This is a genomic window from Halopseudomonas sp. T1L2 (genome assembly GCF_055397385.1).
On the sequence record NZ_AP040865.1, the window covers coordinates 3,213,892 to 3,236,052 of the forward strand.

The following is a 22,161-nucleotide window of genomic DNA, read 5'->3' on the forward strand; positions in this document are numbered from 1 at the left end:
CCCGGGGCGTGCGATCTGTCCATCTGGTAGTCTTCCTGCAGTCTGAACAAAAGGGCAGGGAGTGCAGATGTTGACGGGTTATCTGGAAAGTTACGCGTTCTGGTTGTTGCTGGGCCTGCTGTTGCTGGCCTCGGAGTTTTTCATCCCCGGTTTGATTGCGGCCTTCTTTGGCCTTGGGGCACTGCTGGTCGGGCTGTTGACGTTGCTTGGCCTGATCGATTCGCTGCCTGCTCAGGTGACGGTATTTTCGCTGTCGAGCATATTGGCGCTTTGGCTGCTGCGCCGCCGCTTCCAGCGCTGGCTGCGTGGCAGCGAAGTCGATCTGGCCGCCAGGGATCAGGACGACGCAGGTCTGCTGGGCATGCGCGTGCGTGTGCTGACCGACTTTGTTGATGGCGTCGGTCACGTGCAGCTTAACGGAGCCAAATGGGATGCGGAGTCGTCTGACCCGCTCAAGAGCGGCGAGTCGGCCTGGGTGACGGATCATGCGGGCATCGTCCTGCGGGTCAGTGCGTCCCATCCCGACAACAATAACTGATCTTTTCGGACCAAGGAGCTTTTCATATGGAAATCGCAACAATGCTGTCACTCGGGTTTCTGGTGCTGGTCATCATTACCCTCACCAAAACCGCCCGCATCGTGCCGCAGCGTTCGGCCTTTATCGTCGAGCGGCTGGGCAAGTACGCCAAGACCCTCGAAGCGGGCTTTCACATCCTGATCCCGTTTATCGACCGGGTGGCCTACAAGCATACGCTCAAGGAAGAGGCGATAAACGTGCCGAGCCAGGCCTGTGTGACCAAGGACAACATTCAGGTGGTAGTCGACGGCGTGATCTACCTGCAGGTGGTTGATCCCAAGCTGGCCAGCTACGGCATCAATGACTACCGCTACGCCTCCATTCAACTGGCGCAGACTACTCTGCGTTCGGTAGTCGGCAAGATTGACCTGGACAAGACGTTTGAAGAGCGTGAAACCATCAATGTCCAGGTGGTTGAGGCACTGGATGAAGCCGCCAAGCCCTGGGGCGTGAAAGTGCTGCGCTACGAAATTGCCGATATCGAGCTGCCGGCAACCATTCTGGACGCGCTGGAGAAGCAAATGCGCGCCGAGCGGGAACGTCGTGCCGTCGTGGCCCAGTCCGAAGGCGAGCGAGAAGCCAAGATCAACATTTCCGAAGGTCAGAAGCAGGAAACCATCAACCTGTCCGAAGCCGACAAGATGCGTCAGATCAACGAAGCCGAAGGTAAGGCCCGCGAGATCGAGCTGATCGCGACCGCTACCGCCGAAGGTCTGCGTCGCGTTGCCGAGGCGATCAACACCCAGGGTGGCCAGGAGGCCGTTTCGCTGCGGGTTGCCGAACAGTATGTGAAGGAGTTCGGCAAGCTGGCGCAAACCAACAACACCATGATCCTGCCGGCCGAACTGAGCAATATCGGCTCGGCCGTCGCAGCGATCACCAAGACGCTGGAAGCGGCTCGCAAGTAAGCCGCAAGCGGCTTAGCTGCAAGCGACAAGCGACAAGCTACAAGCTACAAGCTACAAGTTTGAAGCCTGAAGCCTGAAGCTCGAAGAGAAAACCGTGCGGCGTGAGTCGCGCGGTTTTTTTCGGCCTCACGGTAGGGCAAGGTTTGATCGTTCCCACGCCCTGCGTCCGGCTGCTGGAAAGCTGCAGCGGACGCGACATGTCGCGTCCCTACAGTTGGGTGCTGTTCATGTCATGCCAACGCGAAGCACTTGGCAACGGTCCTTCTCTTAATCCAGCCACCCGCGCAAGCTCCTGGCTTCCAGCTTCCAGCTTCCAGCTTCCAGCCCCAAAAAACAAACCCGGCACCAAGGCCGGGTTTGCTTGCAGCTTATAGCTTGAGGCTTGCAGCTGGCGGTCGCCCAGGCCGCTAGGCCGGCCGGGCTCGCCGCGCTTTCCACCCCTCCAGCAGCGACAGCAGCGCCGGCACCACCAGCAGCACCAGCAGGGTCGAGAAGCCGAGGCCGAAGGCGATGGAGGTGGCCATCGGAATCAGGAACTGGGCCTGCAGCGAGGTCTCGAACAGCAGCGGCAGCAGGCCGCCGATGGTGGTCAGCGAGGTCAGCAGCACTGCGCGCAGACGCTGCACGACGGCCTCGTTGAGCGCATCGTTCACCTCCAGCCCGCGTTTGCGCTGGTCCTGGTAGAAGCTGACCAGGATGATCGAGTTGTTGACCACGATACCGGACAGGCCGAACAGACCAAACAGCGACAGGATGGTCAGGTTCAAGCCCATGACCCAGTGACCCAGCAGTGCGCCGACCAGCGCCAGCGGGATAACCGACATGACGATCAGCGGTGTACTCCAGGAGGAAAATACCCAGACCAGCACCGCGTACATCAGCAGCAGGCCGATGATCAGGCCGTCGCGCATGTCGGCGAGGGTTTCCTGCTGATCGACCGAGCGCCCTTCGAAGCTGTAGCGCACGTTATATTGGCTGGCCAGCGCTGGCAGTTCCAGCTCGGCTGCCTTGAGAACAACGCCGGCAGTGGTCTGGCTGCTGTCGATATCCGCAGTAACGTCGGTTGCCAGCTGGGCATCGGCATGACGCAGCGCCGAGAAGCCCTGATTACTGGTGAAGGTGATGACCTGGCGCAGCGGCACGAAGCGGCCGTCATCCAGACGAATGCTGAGATCACTCAAGCTGGCAAGGCTTTCCCGTTCTGCGCGGGGCAGTTGAACCCGGACTTCGATCTCGTCGCGCTTGTCCTGGTAGATCTGCGCCAGTCGACCGTCATAGGCCGCACGCAGTTGCGTACCGACGCTTTCGATGCTGAGCCCCAGTGCCTGACCGTAGGGCGTCAGGCTGTAGACCAGTTGCTCACGCCCCCAGCTCATGTCGTCCTCGGTGCTGACGACCCCTTCGATGCCGGAAAGCAGTACCGACAGGGCATCAGCAGCATCCTTGAGCTGCTGCGGGTCGGAGCCGGTCAGGCGGATATCCACGTCCTTGCCGGGTGGGCCACTTTGCTGTTCGGTGATGCTGATTCGGTCGATTCCCGGCGGGCGCTGAATGCGCTGTTGCCATTCACGGATAAAGGTCTTGTTACGTACCTCCCGGTGGTCGGGTGACACCAGCTCGACCATCAGCGAACCAAGGTTGTCGCCCTGACGGGCGACCCCGTTATCGCCCAGCACTTCTCCCTCGCGGGTCAGCGCGGTGAGAATCAGATCGCCACCCAGCGCCTGCTCGGTTTCGTTCAGGCTCTGTTCCAGCTCGCGCATGAACGCGACCATGCTGTCGCGTGGCGTGCCAGCGACGAAGCTGACATTGGCATATACCACCTGGGGTTCGGGGGTCGGGAAGAAACTGAAGCCGATACGGCCGCTGCTCAGCAGGCCGATGGTAATGATGACGCTGACCAATGCGCAGGCCAGGGTAGTACCGCGGTGGGCCAGCGCCGCCTTTGACAGCTGACGAAAACGGCCGTCGCGCAGGCGGTTGAAGGCACTGTCAAAGCGGCCTCGGACGGCATCCAGACGATTGCCAATGGCGCCCAGTGCGCCGCCGCGCGGTTTGCTCGGACGGAAGGCCTCGCGCAGGTGGTGCGGCAGCACAACGAAACATTCGAGCAACGAGGCGATCAGTACGCAGATCATGACAATCGGGATATCGCCGAGGATATTGCCGAAGATGCCTCCGACCATCAGCAGCGGCATGAAGGCGGCTATGGTCGTCAGCGAGGAGGCAACCACCGGCCAGAACATGCGCTTGGCGGCGCCTTCGGAAGCACGCTCGGAGGCCTCGCCGCTGCGGTGATGGGCGTCGGCGTCTTCGCCTACCACAATGGCGTCGTCGACGATCACCCCAAGTGCCATGATCAGCGCGAACAGCGAGATCATGTTGATCGAGCCGCCAATCATCCAGAACACCCCCAGGGCGGCGAGAAAGGCGGTGGGAATACCGACCGCCACCCACAGCGCGACCCGAGCCGGCAGGAACAGGTAGAGCAGGATGAGAACCAGCACCAGACCGCTCAGACCGTTGTTCACCAGCAGGCGAATGCGGTCATCGATCAGTTGCCAGGCCTGGTCATAAACGTGAATTTTCAGCTGCGGAGGCAGGGTTGGGCGGATTTCCTCCAGCCAGTCATTGAGGATTTTCGCCGACTCAAGCGAGTCGCCGTCCTCGCTGCGCTCCAGTTGCAGCTCCACGGCGGGCTGGCCGTCGTAACGCAGCAGCACCTGGTTGCGCCTCGGCTCCTGGCGAATGTCGGCGATGTCGCCGAGGCGCAGGTGGCTGTTACCCTCAGGTTGCAGGGCGATGCTGCCGAAAGCCTGGGGATCGCGGCGCTGCTCGATGGCGCGCAGCTCGCGGGCCGAATCCTGTTCGCCGGCCTGGCCTGCCGGCAGATCCCGTGACTCGGCGTTGATACGTGCCGCAAGCTGGTCCAGCGACATGCCCAGTCGGCGCAGCTCGGCATTGGGTACCTCAATGCTGATCTGCTGCTCGGGCACACCGTTGATGACAATGCGGTCGATGCCCTTGTTCAGCAGATCGTCTTCCATGCGGTTGGCGATGGTGCGCAGCTCGTGGGGTTCGAACGGGCCGTAGAGCAGCAGGTTGGCAATCGGATCGTAGCGGGCAACCCGCACCACCTCCGGCTTTTCTGCCGCCGCCGGCAGGTTGCGGAATTCATCCACCTGCTGACGCGCGTCATCGAGCGCGACGATCGGGTCGGTGCCCTCGCGGAATTCCAGGGTGATGCTGGATACACCCTGGGCCGAGGTTGAAGTCATGTTCTTGAGGTTCTGGATGCTGCGCAGGCGCTGCTCCAGCGGGATGGTGATCGCCTGCTCGACGTCTTCCGCCGCGGCGCCATTCCAGACCACCCGGACGGTAACGAAATCAAGGGCGAAGGTCGGGAAGAACTGGATGTTCATGCGCGACAGGCCGATCACTCCGCCCATCAGCATGACCAGCATCAGCAGGTTGGCGGCAACCTTGTGACGAACAAAGAAGCCCAGCGGTCCGGTGTTGCTCATTGTGCCGGCTCCGCCGCGGCTTCACCGGTATCTACCTTCAGACCGGTCATGGCATTGGGCAGATGGGTAGTCACAATCGGCATACCGCTTTCCAGCGCGCTGGAGCGCACCAGTACCCGGCGGTTACCCTGCTCGTCCAGGGTTTCGCCGACACGTTCGACGGCGATCGCCTTGAGTCGGCTGTCCTCGACGGTGTACAGGGTGTTGTTACCGTACAGGGCGCTGTAGGGCAGGGCGACGCTGTTGTCGTGGGCCGGCCGGGCGACACTGATGGCCAGCAGGGTGCCAAGGCGTAATTCCGGGCGCGGATTGGTGACGGTGAAGATGGCTTCAATGCCGCGTGCGTCAGCCTTGCCGGCGATGCGGGCAAGGGTCAGCTTGATCTCGGGCGTGCTGTCGAGACTGTGACCATCCAGCGTCTGGCCCTGGCTCAACGCGTTGATAAAGTCCTGGCTGTGAATCTGCGGGACCAGCGCGCGCAGCTCCAGGCCTTCCAGCGGATAGAAATCGAGCAGCGGCGCGTTGGCGTTGACCTGATCGCCGACGGCGACCTGAACCGCCCCGACGACCCCGTCGAACGGGGCGACAAAACGGCTGCGCTCGGCATCGCGCTGGATGCTGTCGAGCGCCGCACTGGCGCGCTCAACGCGTGCCTGCTGGGCAGCCAGACGCGAGGCGTAGGTGGACAGACTGCGCTGGCGGTTGGCAACCGTCAGGGCGGCGCGATCCAGTGCATCCTGGGCGTTGTCGACCTCGACCGCAGGCACCATCTCGCGGGCTACCAGTTGCTGCATGCGCTCAAGCGTCTTGCGGGCGTTGGCTTCCAGCCGCTGCTCCATGCGCAGGGCCTGCTGGTCGGCCTGATGTGCCAGCTTTTCACTTTCCAGCTGCGCCCTGGCGTCGGCCAGTTCGGCTCTGGCCTGCTCGATCCGTGGCGTGATGTCGGCCTCGTCCAGCGCCACTACCAGCTCGCCGGCCTTGATATGACTGCCATCGCTGGCGGGAAGCGCGGCGATGCGGCCTGCCAGCGGTGCGACCACGGTAAAGCGACGTGGTGATTCCAGCTGGCCGTACAGGGTCAGTCGGGGCTGGAAGGCGTCAGGTGCAATGGCTTCGGTCGCAACCCGCCAGGCGCGCTCCTGGGTGCCCAGCGGCTCGGGTTGATCACGGGTGACGCGCAGCAGGATGAAAATGATGATTCCGACGACAACAATCAACAGCGGTGTGAGACGTTTACGCATTCCTTCTCTCTTGTTCTTTCCTGCGGGCGTAAGGGTCTCTCTGTATAGCGTGTGACGGCGATGGTCGCAATAGCGCTGAGTGTCGCGGCAGTGTCCTTGCGGACACTGCGCAGATCAGTGACTGCTGCCGATCTCCCGCTCGAGGCGGTCGAGCTGCTGGGCGACCTGGACACTGGCCTGTTCCATGTCCAGGAGCAGCCGGTGCAGCCTGTCATTGTCACCCTTGAGAGCGGCGTCGCGCGCCTGCAGACCGCATTCATGTACCTGGCGATGCACGTTTTCCAGCTGACGATATGCCGGCAGGTGGCTGTACAGGTCAGCTCCCTGGCCACGGTAATACCATTGCCCCAGGCGGCATTCGTGGTGATCGGTGAGTGATTGGCTCAGGTTGCCGGCGGCGATGCGCTGGTATAGATCCATCTTCCAGACCACATGATCGAGCTTTACGGTCGACAGAAAGCTGCGCGTGGCAGAGCTGTTGATCACCTGCTTCATCCGGTCGGCATGGTCGATGACCTGATGGGTTACCTGATCAATCTGCTGGGCAGAGGCGGCGATTTCCAGGCTGCTCTGCATGGATTCCTCAGCCATGCCGGACAGGGTCTGGCTCTTTTCCATTACCTGGGTTACCAGAACCTCAATGTTTTCGCTGGCGTGCTGGGCCTTCTCGGCGAGACTGCGTACCTCATCGGCTACCACGGCAAAGCCGCGACCCACTTCGCCGGCTCGTGCTGCCTCAATGGCCGCATTCAGGGCCAGCAGGCTGGTCTGTTTGGATATGTCCTGGATGACGGCAATGAAGGCACGAATGCGGCCGGCGGTTTCGTCAAGGCTGCTGGCAGACTCGGCATTGCGTTCGGCATGGTTGCCCACCGTGTCGGAGCGTGCCTGCAGGCTGCGCACCGCCTGCTGGGTCTGGGCGAAGATCTCGCTCAGCGCGGTCAGGGTCTGTTGCTCATCCATCAGACGGCTCGCTGCGCCGGCCACCGATTCGCGCACATCCTGGACCAGATGATCCCCCATTTCCCGGCAACCGAGCAGCTTCTGGGACAGGGTCTGCTCGCTCTCGGCAATGCCGATACGCGCATCGAACTGCCGTTGTCGTTCGTCCAGTTGTGCCGTCAGGGTGCCGAGTTGCTCCTGCAGTTGCCGGTTCAGTTCTTGGGATTGTTGCAGCTCTGCGCGTAATTGACGGCTTTTGAACACGTTTTGCTCCTGGATGGGCAGGGAGGGGTATAGGGACGATACTGTTATCGGGCCGACTCGGACCTGCTATCGGCTGGGTAACATGAAACTTTAATGATGCGTTGATTCGGCTGGCAGATTATTGATTTGCGGCAGGATTTGCCTTGTCGCTCAGCGTTGGCAGCGGCTATGGTCCGACATATCCGCAGTCGATCAAGCTTCACCGGAGCACGGCACAGCGACTAGGGTTGGGAAAACAAAAAGCGCCCCGCGCCAAAGCCGCCCGGGCAGACAATGGAGAGCATGCTGTGGACACCGAATTGCGCTGGTTGAAGTCGTATCCGTCGGACGTGAATTGGGAGCTTGCCTATACCCCGGAGGCCATTCCGGCGTTGCTGGACGCGGCCGTCACCGAGTTCCCCGATAATCCGGCAATCGACTTCCTTGGCCACAAGCTTACCTACAGCGAACTCGACGCGCTGGTCTCCCGCGCGGCCTGTGGTCTGCAGAAACTGGGTGTTGGCCCCGGCGTCCATGTGGGGCTGTATCTGCCCAACTGCCCGCATTACTTCATCGGTTTTCTGGGTGTGCTGCGCGCCGGCGGGACGGTGGTGAACTATTCACCGCTGGATGCTGAACGCACCCTCGAGCACAAGATCGAGGACAGTCAGACCGACATCATGCTGACGCTGGATCTGGAGGCCTTTTACCCGCGTATGGCGAGCCTGATGACGCGCACTCGGCTGCGTCAGCTGGTCGTGGGCAGTCTGGTCGAGTTCTGTGGTGAGGTCAGCGACGAGCAGCGCCATCTGCTTGGCAAACCGGCGATGGTGGCCTGGGGCGATCAGTGCTGCAGTTTTGCCGAGCTGCTGGACAATGCCGGCGATTATCGGGAGCACCTGCTGGCCGATCCGGCCAACACGCTGGCTGTGCTGCAATATACCGGCGGCACCACCGGCGTCCCCAAGGGGGCGATGCTGACCCACGGCAATATCACAGCCTCCTGTGCCCAGCTGCGCGAGGTGTTGCGTTCGGCGATCGTGCCCGGGCAGGAGCGGGTGCTGGCAGTGCTGCCGCCGTTCCACATCTACGCGTTGATGGTGAATATGATCTTTGGCCTGCGTGCTGCCGCCGAGATCTACCTGCACCCGCGTTTTGACGTGCTGACGGTACTGCGCGAGATCAGTCAGAGCCGCATTACCACCTTCCCGGGCGTGCCGACCATGTTCATCGGTCTGCTCAGCCATCCGGAGACCGACAAGCACGACTTGTCGTCGCTGAAAATGTCCAACTCCGGTGGCGCGCCGTTGCCGGTCGAGGTTCAGCAGCAGTACTTCTCCCGTTCCGGTTGCGCCTTGCGTGAGGGCTGGGGGATGACCGAAACCACCACCAGCGGCACCTTTACCCCGCGCGACGCCCAGCCGCGCCCCGGGTCATGCGGTGTGCCGGTGCCGGGCACGCAGATTCGCATCCTGCCGCTCGACGGCGGCGAAACCGAGCTGCCGATCGGCGAGCGTGGCGAGGTCTGCATCAAGGGGCCGAATATTACCGCAGGCTACTGGAAGCGCCCGGACGCGACGGCAGAGGCAATGACTGCAGACGGCTTCCTGCGTACCGGTGATGTGGGCTACATGGACGAGGATGGTTACGTCTACATCGTCGATCGTACCAAGGACATGATCCTGTGCAGCGGCTACAACGTCTATCCGCGGGTGATCGAAGAGGCCATCTACGAGTACCCGGGCGTTGAGGAGGTATCGGTCATCGGGGTTGATGACCCCTATCGCGGGCAGGCGCCGAAAGCCTTTATCAAGCTGCGTGCCGGCGTCGAGCCCTTCGACTTCGAAACCCTGCAGGCGTTTCTCGCTTCGCGTCTTGGCAAGCATGAACGTCTGAGCGCGATGGAAATTCGCGCGGAGCTGCCGAAGACGCCGGTGGGCAAATTGTCGAAGAAGGAGCTCTACGAAGAGGAGCGCCAGCGGCAGGCCGCCCCGGCGACGGCCTGATCGCGATGCCCTGACTCAGGCGGAGAGCCGCTGGGTCAGGGTGCTCAACTCCCCGGACAACTCATGCAGGGACTGGCTGGCGCGAGCGGTGTTGTCGACTTCGCTCTGGTTGGCTGCGGCAATATCGGTGATCTCGGTGATGTTGCGGGTAATGTCCTCGGCAACGCTGGTCTGTTCGTCGGCTGCGGTTGATATCTGTCGGTTCATGTCGCGGATCGACTCGATCGCGACGGTGATCTGGGTCAGGCGCTCACCCGCCAGGTTGACCTGTTGCATGCTCGACTCGCTGCGGGTCTGACCGATGGCGATGGCCTTGACCGCGGCGTCGGCCCCGGACTGCACATCATTGATGATCTGCTGAATTTCAGCGGTTGATTCTGCGGTGCGCTTGGCCAGCGTGCGGACTTCGTCGGCGACGACAGCAAAGCCGCGTCCGGCCTCACCGGCGCGTGCCGCTTCGATGGCCGCGTTCAGGGCGAGCAGGTTGGTCTGCTCGGCGATCCCCTGAATCACATCCAGTACCTTGCCGATGCGATTGCTGTCTCCTTCCAGGCGCCGGATAACCTCGGTGGTCTGGGTGATCTGTGCGAGCATGTCCTGCATCGCCTGGATCGTGTGCTGCATGACCCGGCCGCTTTCCTGAGCATTGCTGTCGGCATCGTCTGCGGCGCGGGCAGCCTCGGCGGCATGCTGCGCAACCTGCATGGAGGCTGCAGACATTTCCTGCATGGCGGTGGCTACCTGGTCCGTGCGCGAGAACTGCTCTCGGCTGCCATGGGCCATGCGGGTAGCGATGGTGTTCAGCTCTCCGCTGGCGCGATCCAGCTCACTGGTACTGCGCTGCAGCTGGCTGAAGGTGTCTTCCAGGAAGCTGCGCAGCTGGTTGGCCGCCCGGGCGAGGGTGCCCAGCTCGTCGTCCCGACGCAGGGTGATGGGCTTGCCGAGCCTGCCCTGGCTCAGCTGTTCAACCTGCTCGATCAGCTGGGTTATCGGGCTGACCAGGCGCCGGTTTACCAGCCACAGGCTGAGTACGCCGATCACCACTGCTGCGATGACCAGTATTGCAAGCCCGATCCAGACGGTGGTCGCAGCGGTTGCGTTGATCTCGTTGCCTTGTTGCTGTGCGGCTCCGTTCAGCTGGCTGGACAGCTGGTTCATGTGCTCGCTGACCTGACGGTCGATTCCGCGCGCAGCCTTGTCGCCTGCGGTCGGCTCCATTCCCGCGGCCTCGTAGGCTTGCAGACTGTCGCGATAGCGTGAACCCAGCTGGCGGTGCTCTTCAGCCAGCGCGCGCACCTCCGCCAGTGTCTGCGGCTCCAGCTCAAGGGTGCCTATCTGCTGCAGGGTGGCCTGTACTGCCTGTTCTGATGCCTCAAACTGGCTCCAGTATTTCTCCCGATCAGCCGGTGCTGCGCCGCGCAGCAATACGTTCTTCCACTCCTGCACCTGGGTCTTGAATTCCAGGTTGGCGCGATTGATCAGTGTGGCGCTGGCTAGCGGGCTGGCCAGCAGGTTGCGATAGCTGTTGACGCTTCCAGACAGGGTCAGCGTGATGATGAGTGCAACCAGCAGCATGAGCGCCAGGCTGCCGGTCATGAGTGTGAGGGTTTGCAGTCGCAAGGAGCGGTTTATAGCCGTGTGAACACCTGTCGTCAGGGTTGTCGGGCGGTCCTTCACCTCGGGAAAAAGCGATTGTTCAGTGTATCGACCGTTGCGCGCAGAGCTGAATTTTTTTGTAACGGCTGCTGCTGCCTGCCACTGTCTACCCTGTTCACTTTCATTGATAATGGCCGCTAATTTGAGTCTGGCACAGGAATTTGATGATGTTATTGGCATTGGCCGCGGTTGTAGTGGGACTGGCGCTTCTGGTCTGGAGCGCAGATCGCTTCGTTGATGGTGCGTCGGCGACCGCCAGTCATGCGGGCATGCCGCCGCTGCTGATCGGCATGCTGATCATCGGCTTCGGCACCTCGGCGCCCGAGATGGTGGTGTCTGCGCTGGCCGCCGGCCAGGGCAATCCGGGGCTGGCACTGGGTAACGCCTATGGCTCAAACATCACCAATATTGCGCTGATCATCGGTCTTGTTGCGGTGATCAGCCCGATCAAGGTGCATTCGCAGGTGATTCGCAAGGAGTTGCCGATTCTGCTCGGCATCACCCTTCTGGCGGGCTACCAGCTGCTTGACGGGCAGCTATCGCGCAACGACGCCTGGGTGCTGATCGGGGTGTTTTTTGTGTTGATGGGCTGGTCCATCGTTCAAGGCCTGCGCGGCAAGGATGATGCCTTGTCCGGGGAGTACGCCGAGGAGGTGGCTGCCCACGCAATGCCGCTCCCCAAGGCCCTGTTCTGGCTGGTACTGGGTCTGGTACTGCTGATCGTCAGTTCCCGCGTGCTGGTATGGGGCGCAGTGTTTATTGCCGAAAGCCTGGGTGTGAGTGACCTGGTCATCGGGCTGACCATTGTCGCCATCGGCACGTCGCTGCCGGAGCTGGCCTCCTCGCTGGCCGCCATTCGCCGCAACGAGCATGACCTTGCGCTGGGCAATGTGATCGGCTCCGGCCTGTTCAATACCCTTGCGGTGGTGGGCATCGCCGCCGGCATCGCGCCGCTGGCAGTCGACCCGGTCGTGCTGCAGCGCGACTGGGTAATCATGTTCGTATTGACCGCGGTTTTGCTATTTATGGGCATCGGGCGGTTCGGCAAGCAGGGCGAGGTGACTCGCTTCAACGGTATCCTGCTGTTGGCAACCTACGCGGGCTATACCGGGTGGCTGGTCAGCACCATGCTGCGCTGACCGACTGGCGGTTGGGAGGTTCGTGTTGCTATGCGAGCCGCCCAGCCGGTGTATGATGGCCCATCTTCATTCCGCCAGAGACTTTCTGTTCCGCCATGTCTGACGCGAAAACCGCTCCTGCGCAGCACAAGCCGCGCCCGCTGATCGACCTGCTGGTCAGCATCCTCCTGCCCTCGATCATTCTCATGAAGCTCAGTGGCGACGACAACCTCGGCGCTACCAATGCGCTGCTGCTGGCGCTGGCTTTTCCGGTGGGCTGGGGGTTGTTCGAACTGGTGCAGTATCGCAAGTTCAACTTCATTGCCTTGCTGGGCGTGATCAGCGTGCTGCTGACCGGTGGCATCGGCGTGCTGCAACTTGATACCCGCTGGCTTGCGATCAAGGAAGCCGCGGTACCGGGTGTCATCGGCCTGGCCGTGCTGATTTCTACCCGCACGCGTTACCCGCTGATTCGTACCCTGCTGTACAACGAGAAGGTGATCAACGTCGCGCTGGTGCAGGAGCGCCTGCAGGAACGCGGCCTGGTCGACATCTTCAATCTGCGCCTGCTGCGCGCGACCTATTTTCTGGCCGGCACCTTCTTTTTTTCTTCGGCGATGAACTACATCGTCGCCAAATGGATCGTCGTCAGCCCGGCGGGTACCGAGGCCTTCAACGAAGAGCTGGGGCAGATGACGCTGGTCAGCTATCCGATGATCGCGATTCCATCGATGATCATGATGATGGCCATTCTGTTTTACCTCTGGCGCACCATCCACGGCCTGACCGGTCTGAGCATGGAAGAGATCATGGCGCAGCAAAAGGGCTAGCGGAGCTAGCTGGGCTAGCCAGCGGCAAGCCACAAGCTGCAAGCTACAAGCAAACCCGCGCGGTGTTCAGCCGTGCGGGTTTTTTTACGGTTGCATGGGGGCAGATAGTGGACGGGTGTAACAGCAGGGCCGCATGCAGCGCAGCCGCCATTTTCCAGCGCAAAAACAAAACCCGGCATCGAGACCGGGTTTGCTTGTAGCTTGCAGCTTGCAGCTTGTAGCTTGAGGCTGCGCTTGGCGCGCCTACAGCGCAGCAAAGGCCTCCCGCAGCGTGGCAACCGTGCGTTCGGGGTTGTGCAGCTTGTCCAGGCCGAACAGGCCGAGGCGGAAGGTCTTGAAGCCTTCCGGTTCGTCGCACATCAGCGGTACGCCGGCTGCGGTCTGCAGGCCGAGCGGGGCGAAGGCCTTACCGCTCTGGATAGCGTCGTTGTCGGTGTAGCTGACGACGACCCCGGGGGCGCCGAAGCCGTCAGCCGCAACATTCTTGTAGCCCAGCTCCTGCATCAGCTCGCGCACGGCGGTGCCGAGCGCCAGTTGCTCCTGCTTGACCTTGTCGAAGCCGTAGTCGCGGGTTTCGAGCATGGTGTCGCGGAAGGCCTTGAGGGCATCGGTCGGCATGGTGGCGTGGTAGGCGTGGCCGCCGTTCTCGTAAGCCTGCATGATCTGCCGCCACTTCTTCAGGTCGGCGGCAAAGCTGGTGCTGGTGGTCTGTTCCAGAACCTGCTCGGCGCGTTCGCTGAACATGATCAGGGCGCTGCACGGGGAGGCGCTCCAGCCCTTTTGCGGCGCGCTGATCAGCACGTCGATACCGCAGGCCTGCATGTCGACCCAGACGGTGCCGGAGGCGATGCAATCGAGGACGAACAGGCCACCGACTTCGTGTACGGCATCGGCAACCGCGCGCAGGTAGTCATCGGGCAGAATGATACCCGCGGCGGTTTCGACGTGCGGGGCGAACACCACATCCGGCTTGCTGGCGCGAATCTCGGCGACAACCTGATCAATCGGCGCCGGGGAAAACGCTGGCTGGTTGCCGGTATCGGATTTGACCGCCTTGAGTACGGTCTCGCTGGCCGGGATGCGCGCCATCTCGAAAATCTGACTCCAGCGATAGCTGAACCAGCCGTTACGAATGACCAGGCACTTCTTGTCCTGGGCAAACTGGCGCGCAACGGCTTCCATACCATAGGTGCCACCACCGGGAACCACTGCCACTGCGTGGGCGTTGTACACGCTCTTGAGCGTAGTGGAAATGTCACGCATGACCTGCTGGAAGGTTTGCGACATGTGATTGAGCGAGCGATCGGTAAAGACGACCGAGTATTCCAGCAAGCCTTCGGGATCGATGGCGGGAACCAGTTTGGACACGGGGTTTCTCCAGACGGTTGACAGGAAACGCCGGCTTTGCCTGCGTTGATGTGCTGACAATCCTACCCCGATTCCGGGCCGGACGCAGTTCGGAAAAGCGGCGTTTTGTTAACTCCGGGAACAGTTGCCCGGGTGCGTATCCGTTTCGCCCAGGTTGTGCGCCCAGACTGGATTGGCGGGGGGCTCAGCCGGTCAGCATTGACCAGCAGGTTTCGCAGGCAGCCTTCAGGTCTTCCGGCTGCAAGACCAGCAGACCTTCGCGTTCGCACTTGACCAGATTGGCAAAGCTGCCCCAGACCATGGCCATGAGTACTTCGGCCCGCAGGTCGCGACGGTAGATGCCTTGCTCCTGATACTGCCGATATTGTCTGACCAGCGGGGTAAAGAACTGCTGTTCGAGTTGCCGGCTCTGTTCGTCCAGATAGGGCCGGTGATCCTGCATCTCGAGAAAACGATAGGTGTCCGGATGCTGGCGGCTGTAGTCGATCATGCGCTGCCAGACAATGTCGAATTGCGCCCGGGCCGGCAGGCTGCGATCGAGACCGTCGAACAGCAGGTCGCGTTTGAACTGTCGCTGGCTGCGAAACAGTTCGTTGACCAGTGCCTCCTTGCTGCTGAAATAGCGATAGATGGTGCCGGTACCCACCTGTGCCTGTTCGGCCAGGGCAGGTATTGGCACACCGTTTACGCCACCGGCGGCAAATACCTTCAGGGCCGCGTCCAGAATGGCCTGGCGTTTGTCCCTGATGCGCGGTCGGGCTGCTTTCCCGGTTTCAGTCGGTGTCTTCATGTTGGCATTCTAGCGACCAGCGCCGGGTTTGTGCAGAGTGGGGAGGGGGCTGTTAACGGCAAACGGGGCAGTCTGACTGCCCCGTGCTTGCTGCGATTTGATCAGTTACGACGGCTGTCTATAACCGCTTGCCAGGTGATGACGTCCTCGTCCTCCGGCGGCTGCGAACGGCGCTTGTCGGCGCTGCGCGCAATCAGCCAGCCGATCAACGTGAAGATCGACACGGCGAGCAGGATCAGACTGGCGACCGCGTTGATCTCCGGCTTCACGCCCAGACGCACGGCGGAGAATACCTCCATCGGCAGGGTGGTGGAGCCCGGGCCGGATACGAAGCTGGCCAGTACCAGGTCATCAAGCGACAGAGTAAAGGACAGCAGCCAGCCAGCGGCGATCGATGGTGCGATCATCGGCACGGTGATCAGCAGGAAGGTCTTCCACGGGCGCGCGCCGAGGTCCATTGCGGCCTCCTCGATCGACTGGTCAAGCTCGCTCAGGCGACCGCTGACCACGACTGCCACGTAGGCGGTACAGAAGGTCACGTGGGCGATCCAGATGGTCACCATGCCGCGCTCTGCCGGCCAGCCGATCATCTGCGCCATGGCGACGAACAGCAGCAGCAGCGACAGACCGGTAATCACCTCGGGCATGACCAGCGGCGCAGTGACCAGCCCTGAAAACAGGGTGCGGCCCTTGAAGCGCTTGATGCGGGTCATGACGAAGGCCGCAAGGGTGCCGAGCGCCACCGCCGCTGTGGCGGTGAAGAAGGCAATCTGCAGGCTGCGTTTGACCGCATTCATCAGCTGGGTGTTGTCCAGCAGACCGACATACCAGTGCACCGACCAGCCACCCCAGACGGTAACCAGCCGGGACGCGTTGAACGAGTAGATCACCAGAATGATCATCGGCAGGTAGATGAATACCAGGCCCAGCCAGAGCATCAGGGTGGAGAAGTTGGGGCGCTTGCTCATGCTTTTTTCTCCATTTCCTTGGCCTGGTTGTAGTGGAACAGCACCAGCGGGACGATCAGGATAACCAGCATGACAATGGCGAGCGCCGAGGCAACCGGCCAGTCACGGTTGTTGAAGAATTCCTGCCAGAGTACCTTGCCGATCATCAGGGTTTCCGGGCCGCCCAGCAGTTCGGGGATGACGAACTCACCGACCACCGGAATGAACACCAGCATGGAGCCGGCGATGATGCCGGTTTTTGACAGCGGTACGGTAATGCTCCAGAACGCCTTGATGCGACCGGCGCCAAGGTCCATGGCTGCTTCGAGCAGGCTGTGATCGTGCTTGACCAGGTTGGCGTACAGCGGCAGCACCATGAACGGCAGGTAGGCGTAGACCACGCCGATATAGACTGCCGTGTTGGTGTTGAGGATCTGCATCGGCTCGCTGATCAGACCCAGACTCATCAGGGTGCTGTTGAGCAGGCCGTTGTTGCTGAGGATACCCATCCAGGCGTAGACGCGGATCAGGATCGCGGTCCAGGTCGGCATCATCACCAGCAGCAGGTAGACCAGTTGCTTTTCGCGCGGCGCCCGGGCGATGGCATAGGCCATCGGGTAGCCGACCAGCAGGCAGATCAGGGTCGAGAAAAAGGCAATTTTCAGCGAACCCAGATAGGCGGACAGGTAGAGACCGTCCTGGCTGAGGAAGATGTAGTTGCCGAGGTTGAGCATGACGTTGAGCTTCTGCTCGACGTACTGGAAGATCGGCTGATAGGGCGGAATGGCGATCGCGGCTTCCGAAAAGCTGATCTTCAGCACGATGGCGAAGGGCAGCAGGAAGAACAGGAACAGCCAGAGATAGGGGACGCTGATGACCCAGAAGCGCCCCGGCGGTGTCAGGCGTGGCATTTTCATGAGTGCAGAATGACCCCGCTGTCGTCTTCCCAGCTGATGTACACCTCGTCCTCCCAGGTCGGGCGAGGCAGGCGACGCTCGGAGTTGGCGAAGAAGGCCTGGACCATCTTGCCGCTATCGAGCTTGATGTAGTAAACCGAGTGGCCGCCGAGATAGGCGATGTCATGCACCACGCCGTGGGAGCTGTTGTACTCGCCCTCGGGCTTCTCGGTGCTGACCCAGACTTTCTCCGGGCGCAGGGCGTAGATGATGCTCTTGTCCTGGGCACGGGTGGTGATGCCGTGGCCGACGTAGATCGGCTTGTCGAGGCAGTTGCACTGGATGATCGCGTGGTCTTCCATGTCGGCGCTGATCTCGCCTTCAAAGATGTTCACACTGCCGATGAACTCGGCGACATGACGGCTGACCGGGCTTTCATAGATATCCATCGGCGTGCCGACCTGGGCAATCCAGCCCTGGTGCATGATGGCGATACGCTGGGCCATGGTCATGGCCTCTTCCTGGTCGTGGGTGACCATGATGCAGGTCACGCCGACGCGCTCGATGATCTCGACCAGCTCCAGTTGCATCTGGGTGCGCAGCTTCTTGTCCAGCGCGCCCATGGGTTCGTCCAGCAGCAGGACTTTCGGACGCTTTGCCAGCGAGCGGGCCAGGGCCACACGCTGACGTTGCCCGCCGGAGAGCTGATCCGGCTTGCGCCGCGCGTACTCGGTCATGTGCACGAGCTTGAGCATTTCCTTCACGCGCTCGTTGATTTCGGCCTTTGGCAGTTTGTCCTGCTTGAGGCCGAAGGCGATGTTCTGTTCGACCGTCATATGCGGGAACAATGCGTAGGACTGGAACATCATGTTGATCGGGCGCTCGTAGGGCGGCAGATCGGTGATGTCCTGACCATCGAGCAGTACGCGGCCCTCTGTTGGGCGCTCGAAGCCGGCGAGGATGCGCAGCAAGGTCGACTTGCCCGACCCCGAGCCGCCGAGCAGAGCGAAGATTTCGCCGCGATTGATGCTCAGACTGACGTCGTCTACCGCCAGCGCTTCATCGAACCGCTTGCTGATGCGCTCAATCTTCACAAAGTCATTGGGCTCGGCCTTGGCCATTGCCTGTTTCATGGCTCCTGCTGCACCAACCATAGTCGTCTCCGGATCTCTTTCCACCTGTGCAGCACCGCTGCACACAAAGATATTGGCGGGCCGCCGCAGCGGCACCTTGCGTGTTTGTTCTGTTGATTCAACAAGGGGCTGCCGGAAGGCAGCCCCTTGAGTGTCTTACTGACCTGACTTGATGCGGCTCCAGGTGCGGGTCATCAGTCGCTGTGCGGCCATCGGACGCGGCACGTTGACGTAGAGTCGGCTCATCACCTCGTCGCTCGGGTAGATCGCCGGATCATTGCGCACTTCCGGGTCAACCAGCTCGTCGGATGCCTTGTTCGGGTTGGCGTAGGCAACATAGTCGGTGATCGGTGCGATTACGTCCGGGCGCAGGATGTAGTTGATGAAGGCGTGGGCTTCTTCCGGATTCGGCGCATCCTTCGGGATGGCCATCATGTCGAACCACAGGGCAGTCCCTTCCTTCGGAATGATGTAGTTGATCTCGACGCCGTTCTCGGCTTCCTCGGCGCGGTAGGCGGCCTGGAAAACATCGCCCGAGTAGCCTGCCGCGACGCAGATGTCGCCGTTGGCCAGATCGGAAATGTAGCGCGAGGAGTGGAAGTAGGTGATGTACGGACGAACCGCCAGCATCAGTTCTTCGGCCTTCTTCAGGTCATCGGCATCGCTGCTGTTCGGGTCCAGGCCGAGGTAGCTCAGCGCTGAGGGCAGCATTTCATCCGCCGAATCCAGCACGCTCACGCCACAGCTGGCGAGCTTGCTGGCGTATTGCGGATCAAAGATCAGCGCCCAGGAGTCCAGCGGTGCGTCGTCACCGAGAGCGGCTTTAACCTTCTCGACGTTGTAACCAATACCGTTGGTGCCCCACAGATAGGGAATGGAGTGCGCGCTGCCCGGGTCGATGCTTTCCATTTGCTTCATCAGCTCGGGATTGAGGTTGACCATGTTGGGCAGCTTGCTGTGATCAAGTTCAAGGTAGACACCGGCCTTGATCTGCTTGGTCAGGAAGTTGTTGGACGGTACGACGATGTCGAAGCCGGAGCGACCTGTCAGCAGCTTGGCATCGACCACTTCGTTCGAGTCATAGACGTCGTAGGTCACCTTGATGCCGGTTTCCTTCTCGAAGTTGGCAATGGTGTCCTCGGCGATGTAGTCCGACCAGTTGTAAATGTTCAGTTGGCCTGCGGCATGCGTGACACCGGCTCCGCCCAGCAGGGCGGCAGTGGTCAGTGCCAGCAGCGACTTTTGCATTGGATGCTTCATGGTGTCTCCTGATTCGGACACCGGCTTGCGCCGGGCCCTTCTGGTTTCTGGTCGATGCAGGAGGGGAGTCCTGCAGTCGACCGTTTCTTGTTACTTTCTTTGGCGTTACTGACCGGACTTGACGCGCGTCCAGACACGGGTCCGGGTGCGCTCGATGTTGGCCGGCAGCTCTGCCAGAGTAAAGAGTTTGGCCAGGGTCTCGTCGCTGGGGTATACGCCCGGATCGGTTAGCACGCTTTCATCAATCATCGGCTTGGAGGCCGCGTTGCCATTGGCATAGGCAACATAGTTGGATATGCCGGCGATCACCTCGGGGCGCAGAATATAATCCATAAACGCGTAGGCGTTATCGACATTTTTTGCGTCCTTGGGAATGGCCATCATGTCGAACCACATGGCCGCGCCTTCCTTCGGAATCACGTAGCTGACTTCAACCCCGTTTTCGGCCTCTTCAGCCCGCGCTGCGGCCTGCAGAATATCCCCGGACCAGCCAACCGCAACGCAGATGTCGCCATTGGCCAGGTCGGTAATGAACTTGGAGGAGTGGAAGTAGGTGATGTGCGGACGCACGCTCATCAGCAGCTCCTGGGCCTTCGGATAATCCGCAGCGTCGGTGCTGTTCGGGTTCAGCCCGAGGTAGAACAGGGCCGACGGAATAATCTCGGCCGGTGCGTCCAGGAAGGCCACGCCGCAGGAGGCCAGCTTCTCCATGTTTTCCGGCTTGAATACCAGATCCCATGAGTTCAGCGGTGCATCTTCGCCCAGCACGGCCTTGACCTTCTCGGCGTTGTAGCCGATGCCGGTGGTGCCCCACAGATACGGGAAGGCGTACTGGTTGCCGGGGTCGTTGGTTTCCAGTGCCTTGAGCAGTGTCGGATCCAGATTTTCCCAGTTCGGCAGCTTGCTGCGGTCCAGCGGCAGGAAGGCTCCAGCCTTGATCTGCTTGCCGAGGAACTGGTTGGAGGGAACGACGATGTCGAATCCGGAGCTGCCGGAGAGCAGCTTGGCTTCCAGTACTTCGTTGCTGTCGAACACGTCGTAGACCGGGCGGATGCCGGTTTCCTTCTGGAAGTTGTCGAGCGTGTCCTCGGCGATGTAGTCCGACCAGTTGTAAACGTTTACCACTTCCTCTGCGGTGGCTGCGGTGCTGATGGATACAGCAGTGGCTGTTGCCAGCAGGGTCTTGCCCAGATGTTTCATCATCGTTTCAACTCTCCATCCATTGTTTGGAAACGCGGTGTTGGCATGGGTGCCATTTCGGTGAGCGAAAAAGGCACCCTATAGGCCAGCATAGCCGCTGGTCGGACTCGGGGCGATCAGACTCCCAGTTGCTCGGCTACCAGATCCAGCACCTTCCAGGCCTTGTCGACCAGTTCGTCGATTTCGGCGCGGCTGATGATCAGCGGCGGCGACATGATCATGGTGTCGCCGACCGCGCGCATCACCAGACCGTTGGCGACGCACAGATCACGGCACAGTGTGCCAACGGTACCCTTGTCCGGGAAGCGCTCACGGGTTGCCTTGTCCTTGACCAGCTCGATGGCGCCGAGCAGGCCGACACCGCGAACTTCACCTACCAGGCGATGTGCTGCCAGGCCGGCAATCTTGTCCTGCAAATACGGTGCCGCTTCGTTGCGAACGTAGTCGACAATTTTCTCGTCGCGCATGATGCGCAGGTTTTCCAGGCCGACGGCCGCGGATGCCGGATGACCGGAGTAGGTGTAGCCGTGGTAGAACTCGCCGCCGTGCTCGATCATGGTTTCGGCAACGCGGTCGCTGACGATCACCCCGCCCATTGGCAGATAGCCCGAGGTCATGCCCTTGGCGATCGGCATCAGGTCGGGCTGCAGGTCATAGTGCTGGCTGGCGAACCACTGGCCGGTGCGACCAAAGCCGCAGATCACCTCGTCGATGACCAGCAGGATCTCGTACTTGGCCAGAATGCGCTTGATTTCCGGCCAGTAGGTATCCGGCGGAATGATCACGCCGCCGGCACCCTGAATCGGCTCGGCGATGAAGGCTGCGACCTGATCGATGCCCAGTTCGAGAATCTTGGCTTCCAGTTGCTGGGCCGCCCAGATGCCGAACTCGTCCGGCGACATGTCACCACCCTCGCCATACCAGTACGGTTGCGGGATGTGCACGATACCGGGGATCGGCAGGTCACCCTGTTCATGCATTACCGACATGCCGCCGAGACTGGCGCCGGCTACCGTCGAGCCGTGATAACCGTTGATACGGCTGATGATGGTTTTCTTGGTTGGCTTGCCCTTGAGGTCCCAGTAGCGGCGCACCATGCGCAGCACGGTATCGTTGGATTCGGAACCTGAGCCGGTGAAGAACACATGATTCATATGCTCAGGTGCGACCTCGGCGATAGCCGTGGCCAGCTCGATGGCCGGGGGGTTGGCGCACTGGAAGAAGCTGTTGTAGTAGGGCAGCTTCAGCATCTGCTGGTAGGCGGCCTCAGCCAGTTCCTTGCGGCCGTAGCCGATATTCACGCACCACAGACCGGCCATGCCGTCGAGCACCTTGTTGCCTTCGCTGTCCCAGAGATACACGCCCTCGGCGCGCTCGATGATGCGCGTGCCGCGCTCACCCAGCTCCTTGTGGTCGGTAAAGGGGTGCAGATAGTGGGCGGCGTCCATGGCCTGCAGTTCGGCGGTATTGAGTTTGCTCATACGGTACTCCGGTTTCCGTGGTGTCGCTGCCCTCCGGCAGC

The 22,161-nt window shown here is 61.3% G+C and carries 17 protein-coding genes; 5 read left to right on the forward strand and 12 right to left on the reverse strand.

From position 1 onward, the window contains the following. Positions 1-67 precede the first annotated feature (67 nt). Complete coding sequence (locus tag ACZ5WQ_RS15255) at positions 68-538, forward strand: NfeD family protein (RefSeq protein ID WP_464382602.1); 471 nt, start codon at positions 68-70, stop codon at positions 536-538. Between the two features lie 26 nt (positions 539-564). After that, positions 565-1,485 carry an SPFH domain-containing protein gene (locus tag ACZ5WQ_RS15260; protein WP_233048794.1) on the forward strand — a complete coding sequence of 307 codons (921 nt, stop codon included), beginning with the start codon at positions 565-567 and terminating at the stop codon, positions 1,483-1,485. Between the two features lie 407 nt (positions 1,486-1,892). Here ACZ5WQ_RS15260 and ACZ5WQ_RS15265 read toward each other — a convergent pair whose 3' ends face one another. From ACZ5WQ_RS15265 to ACZ5WQ_RS15275, 3 genes are all read right to left on the reverse strand, one after another. Then, positions 1,893-5,009, reverse strand: coding sequence for an efflux RND transporter permease subunit (locus ACZ5WQ_RS15265; protein ID WP_464382603.1), 3,117 nt, complete (start codon positions 5,007-5,009; stop codon positions 1,893-1,895). Further along, positions 5,006-6,250: an efflux RND transporter periplasmic adaptor subunit gene (locus ACZ5WQ_RS15270; RefSeq protein ID WP_228245704.1), complete on the reverse strand. Its 1,245-nt coding sequence runs from the start codon at positions 6,248-6,250 to the stop codon at positions 5,006-5,008. Before ACZ5WQ_RS15270 ends, ACZ5WQ_RS15265 begins: the two co-directional genes overlap by 4 nt. Before the next feature lie 114 nt (positions 6,251-6,364). Beyond that, positions 6,365-7,456 (reverse strand): methyl-accepting chemotaxis protein, encoded by a 1,092-nt coding sequence (locus ACZ5WQ_RS15275; RefSeq protein ID WP_088276237.1) that lies wholly within the window; start codon positions 7,454-7,456, stop codon positions 6,365-6,367. Between the two features lie 287 nt (positions 7,457-7,743). Here ACZ5WQ_RS15275 and ACZ5WQ_RS15280 point away from each other — a divergent pair, with 287 nt between their 5' ends. Further along, positions 7,744-9,441 carry a long-chain-fatty-acid--CoA ligase gene (locus ACZ5WQ_RS15280; RefSeq protein ID WP_233048798.1) on the forward strand — a complete coding sequence of 566 codons (1,698 nt, stop codon included), beginning with the start codon at positions 7,744-7,746 and terminating at the stop codon, positions 9,439-9,441. Between the two features lie 15 nt (positions 9,442-9,456). Here ACZ5WQ_RS15280 and ACZ5WQ_RS15285 read toward each other — a convergent pair whose 3' ends face one another. Beyond that, positions 9,457-11,037, reverse strand: a complete 1,581-nt coding sequence (locus ACZ5WQ_RS15285) for a methyl-accepting chemotaxis protein (protein WP_464383656.1) — start codon at positions 11,035-11,037, stop codon at positions 9,457-9,459. Between the two features lie 227 nt (positions 11,038-11,264). On the opposite strand from ACZ5WQ_RS15285, the gene ACZ5WQ_RS15290 reads away from it, so the two are divergent. Both ACZ5WQ_RS15290 and ACZ5WQ_RS15295 read left to right on the forward strand, forming a co-directional pair. Next, entirely contained in the window at positions 11,265-12,236 is a 972-nt protein-coding gene (locus ACZ5WQ_RS15290; protein ID WP_338212641.1) for a calcium/sodium antiporter, read from the forward strand. Between the two features lie 95 nt (positions 12,237-12,331). After that, complete coding sequence (locus tag ACZ5WQ_RS15295; RefSeq protein WP_228245709.1) at positions 12,332-13,045, forward strand: VC0807 family protein; 714 nt, start codon at positions 12,332-12,334, stop codon at positions 13,043-13,045. Between the two features lie 243 nt (positions 13,046-13,288). On the opposite strand, the gene ACZ5WQ_RS15300 is transcribed toward ACZ5WQ_RS15295, so the two are convergent. The 8 genes from ACZ5WQ_RS15300 to ACZ5WQ_RS15335 form a co-directional block, all read right to left on the reverse strand. Next, positions 13,289-14,413: an aminotransferase class V-fold PLP-dependent enzyme gene (locus ACZ5WQ_RS15300; protein ID WP_464382604.1), complete on the reverse strand. Its 1,125-nt coding sequence runs from the start codon at positions 14,411-14,413 to the stop codon at positions 13,289-13,291. 184 nt (positions 14,414-14,597) lie between these two features. Further along, positions 14,598-15,203, reverse strand: coding sequence for a TetR/AcrR family transcriptional regulator (locus ACZ5WQ_RS15305; RefSeq protein ID WP_088276230.1), 606 nt, complete (start codon positions 15,201-15,203; stop codon positions 14,598-14,600). Positions 15,204-15,304: 101 nt separating this feature from the next. Beyond that, positions 15,305-16,171 (reverse strand): ABC transporter permease subunit, encoded by an 867-nt coding sequence (locus ACZ5WQ_RS15310; RefSeq protein ID WP_228245712.1) that lies wholly within the window; start codon positions 16,169-16,171, stop codon positions 15,305-15,307. Beyond that, a complete protein-coding gene (locus ACZ5WQ_RS15315) occupies positions 16,168-17,067 on the reverse strand; it encodes an ABC transporter permease subunit (RefSeq protein WP_088276228.1) in 900 nt (299 codons plus the stop codon). The genes ACZ5WQ_RS15310 and ACZ5WQ_RS15315 overlap by 4 nt, the downstream gene beginning before the upstream one ends. Next, the gene (locus ACZ5WQ_RS15320; protein ID WP_464382605.1) at positions 17,064-18,200 is read right to left on the reverse strand and encodes an ABC transporter ATP-binding protein; all 1,137 of its coding nucleotides are present in this window, start codon (positions 18,198-18,200) and stop codon (positions 17,064-17,066) included. Before ACZ5WQ_RS15320 ends, ACZ5WQ_RS15315 begins: the two co-directional genes overlap by 4 nt. Positions 18,201-18,335: 135 nt before the next feature. After that, positions 18,336-19,427, reverse strand: coding sequence for a polyamine ABC transporter substrate-binding protein (locus ACZ5WQ_RS15325; protein WP_200818459.1), 1,092 nt, complete (start codon positions 19,425-19,427; stop codon positions 18,336-18,338). 117 nt (positions 19,428-19,544) lie between these two features. Next, a complete protein-coding gene (locus tag ACZ5WQ_RS15330; protein WP_269688668.1) occupies positions 19,545-20,639 on the reverse strand; it encodes an extracellular solute-binding protein in 1,095 nt (364 codons plus the stop codon). Positions 20,640-20,755: 116 nt separating this feature from the next. Then, positions 20,756-22,120, reverse strand: coding sequence for an aspartate aminotransferase family protein (locus ACZ5WQ_RS15335; RefSeq protein ID WP_228245715.1), 1,365 nt, complete (start codon positions 22,118-22,120; stop codon positions 20,756-20,758). Positions 22,121-22,161 lie beyond the last annotated feature (41 nt).

Coding starts and splice junctions, on each gene's coding strand:
- ACZ5WQ_RS15255 (WP_464382602.1), top strand. CDS start 68: ATGTTGACGGGTTATCTGGAAAGTTACGCGTTCTGGTTGTTGCTGGGC.
- ACZ5WQ_RS15260 (WP_233048794.1), top strand. CDS start 565: ATGGAAATCGCAACAATGCTGTCACTCGGGTTTCTGGTGCTGGTCATC.
- ACZ5WQ_RS15265 (WP_464382603.1), bottom strand. CDS start 5,009: ATGAGCAACACCGGACCGCTGGGCTTCTTTGTTCGTCACAAGGTTGCC.
- ACZ5WQ_RS15270 (WP_228245704.1), bottom strand. CDS start 6,250: ATGCGTAAACGTCTCACACCGCTGTTGATTGTTGTCGTCGGAATCATC.
- ACZ5WQ_RS15285 (WP_464383656.1), bottom strand. CDS start 11,037: ATGACCGGCAGCCTGGCGCTCATGCTGCTGGTTGCACTCATCATCACG.
- ACZ5WQ_RS15290 (WP_338212641.1), top strand. CDS start 11,265: ATGTTATTGGCATTGGCCGCGGTTGTAGTGGGACTGGCGCTTCTGGTC.
- ACZ5WQ_RS15295 (WP_228245709.1), top strand. CDS start 12,332: ATGTCTGACGCGAAAACCGCTCCTGCGCAGCACAAGCCGCGCCCGCTG.
- ACZ5WQ_RS15305 (WP_088276230.1), bottom strand. CDS start 15,203: ATGAAGACACCGACTGAAACCGGGAAAGCAGCCCGACCGCGCATCAGG.
- ACZ5WQ_RS15310 (WP_228245712.1), bottom strand. CDS start 16,171: ATGAGCAAGCGCCCCAACTTCTCCACCCTGATGCTCTGGCTGGGCCTG.
- ACZ5WQ_RS15315 (WP_088276228.1), bottom strand. CDS start 17,067: ATGAAAATGCCACGCCTGACACCGCCGGGGCGCTTCTGGGTCATCAGC.
- ACZ5WQ_RS15320 (WP_464382605.1), bottom strand. CDS start 18,200: ATGGTTGGTGCAGCAGGAGCCATGAAACAGGCAATGGCCAAGGCCGAG.
- ACZ5WQ_RS15325 (WP_200818459.1), bottom strand. CDS start 19,427: ATGCAAAAGTCGCTGCTGGCACTGACCACTGCCGCCCTGCTGGGCGGA.
- ACZ5WQ_RS15330 (WP_269688668.1), bottom strand. CDS start 20,639: ATGAAACATCTGGGCAAGACCCTGCTGGCAACAGCCACTGCTGTATCC.
- ACZ5WQ_RS15335 (WP_228245715.1), bottom strand. CDS start 22,120: ATGAGCAAACTCAATACCGCCGAACTGCAGGCCATGGACGCCGCCCAC.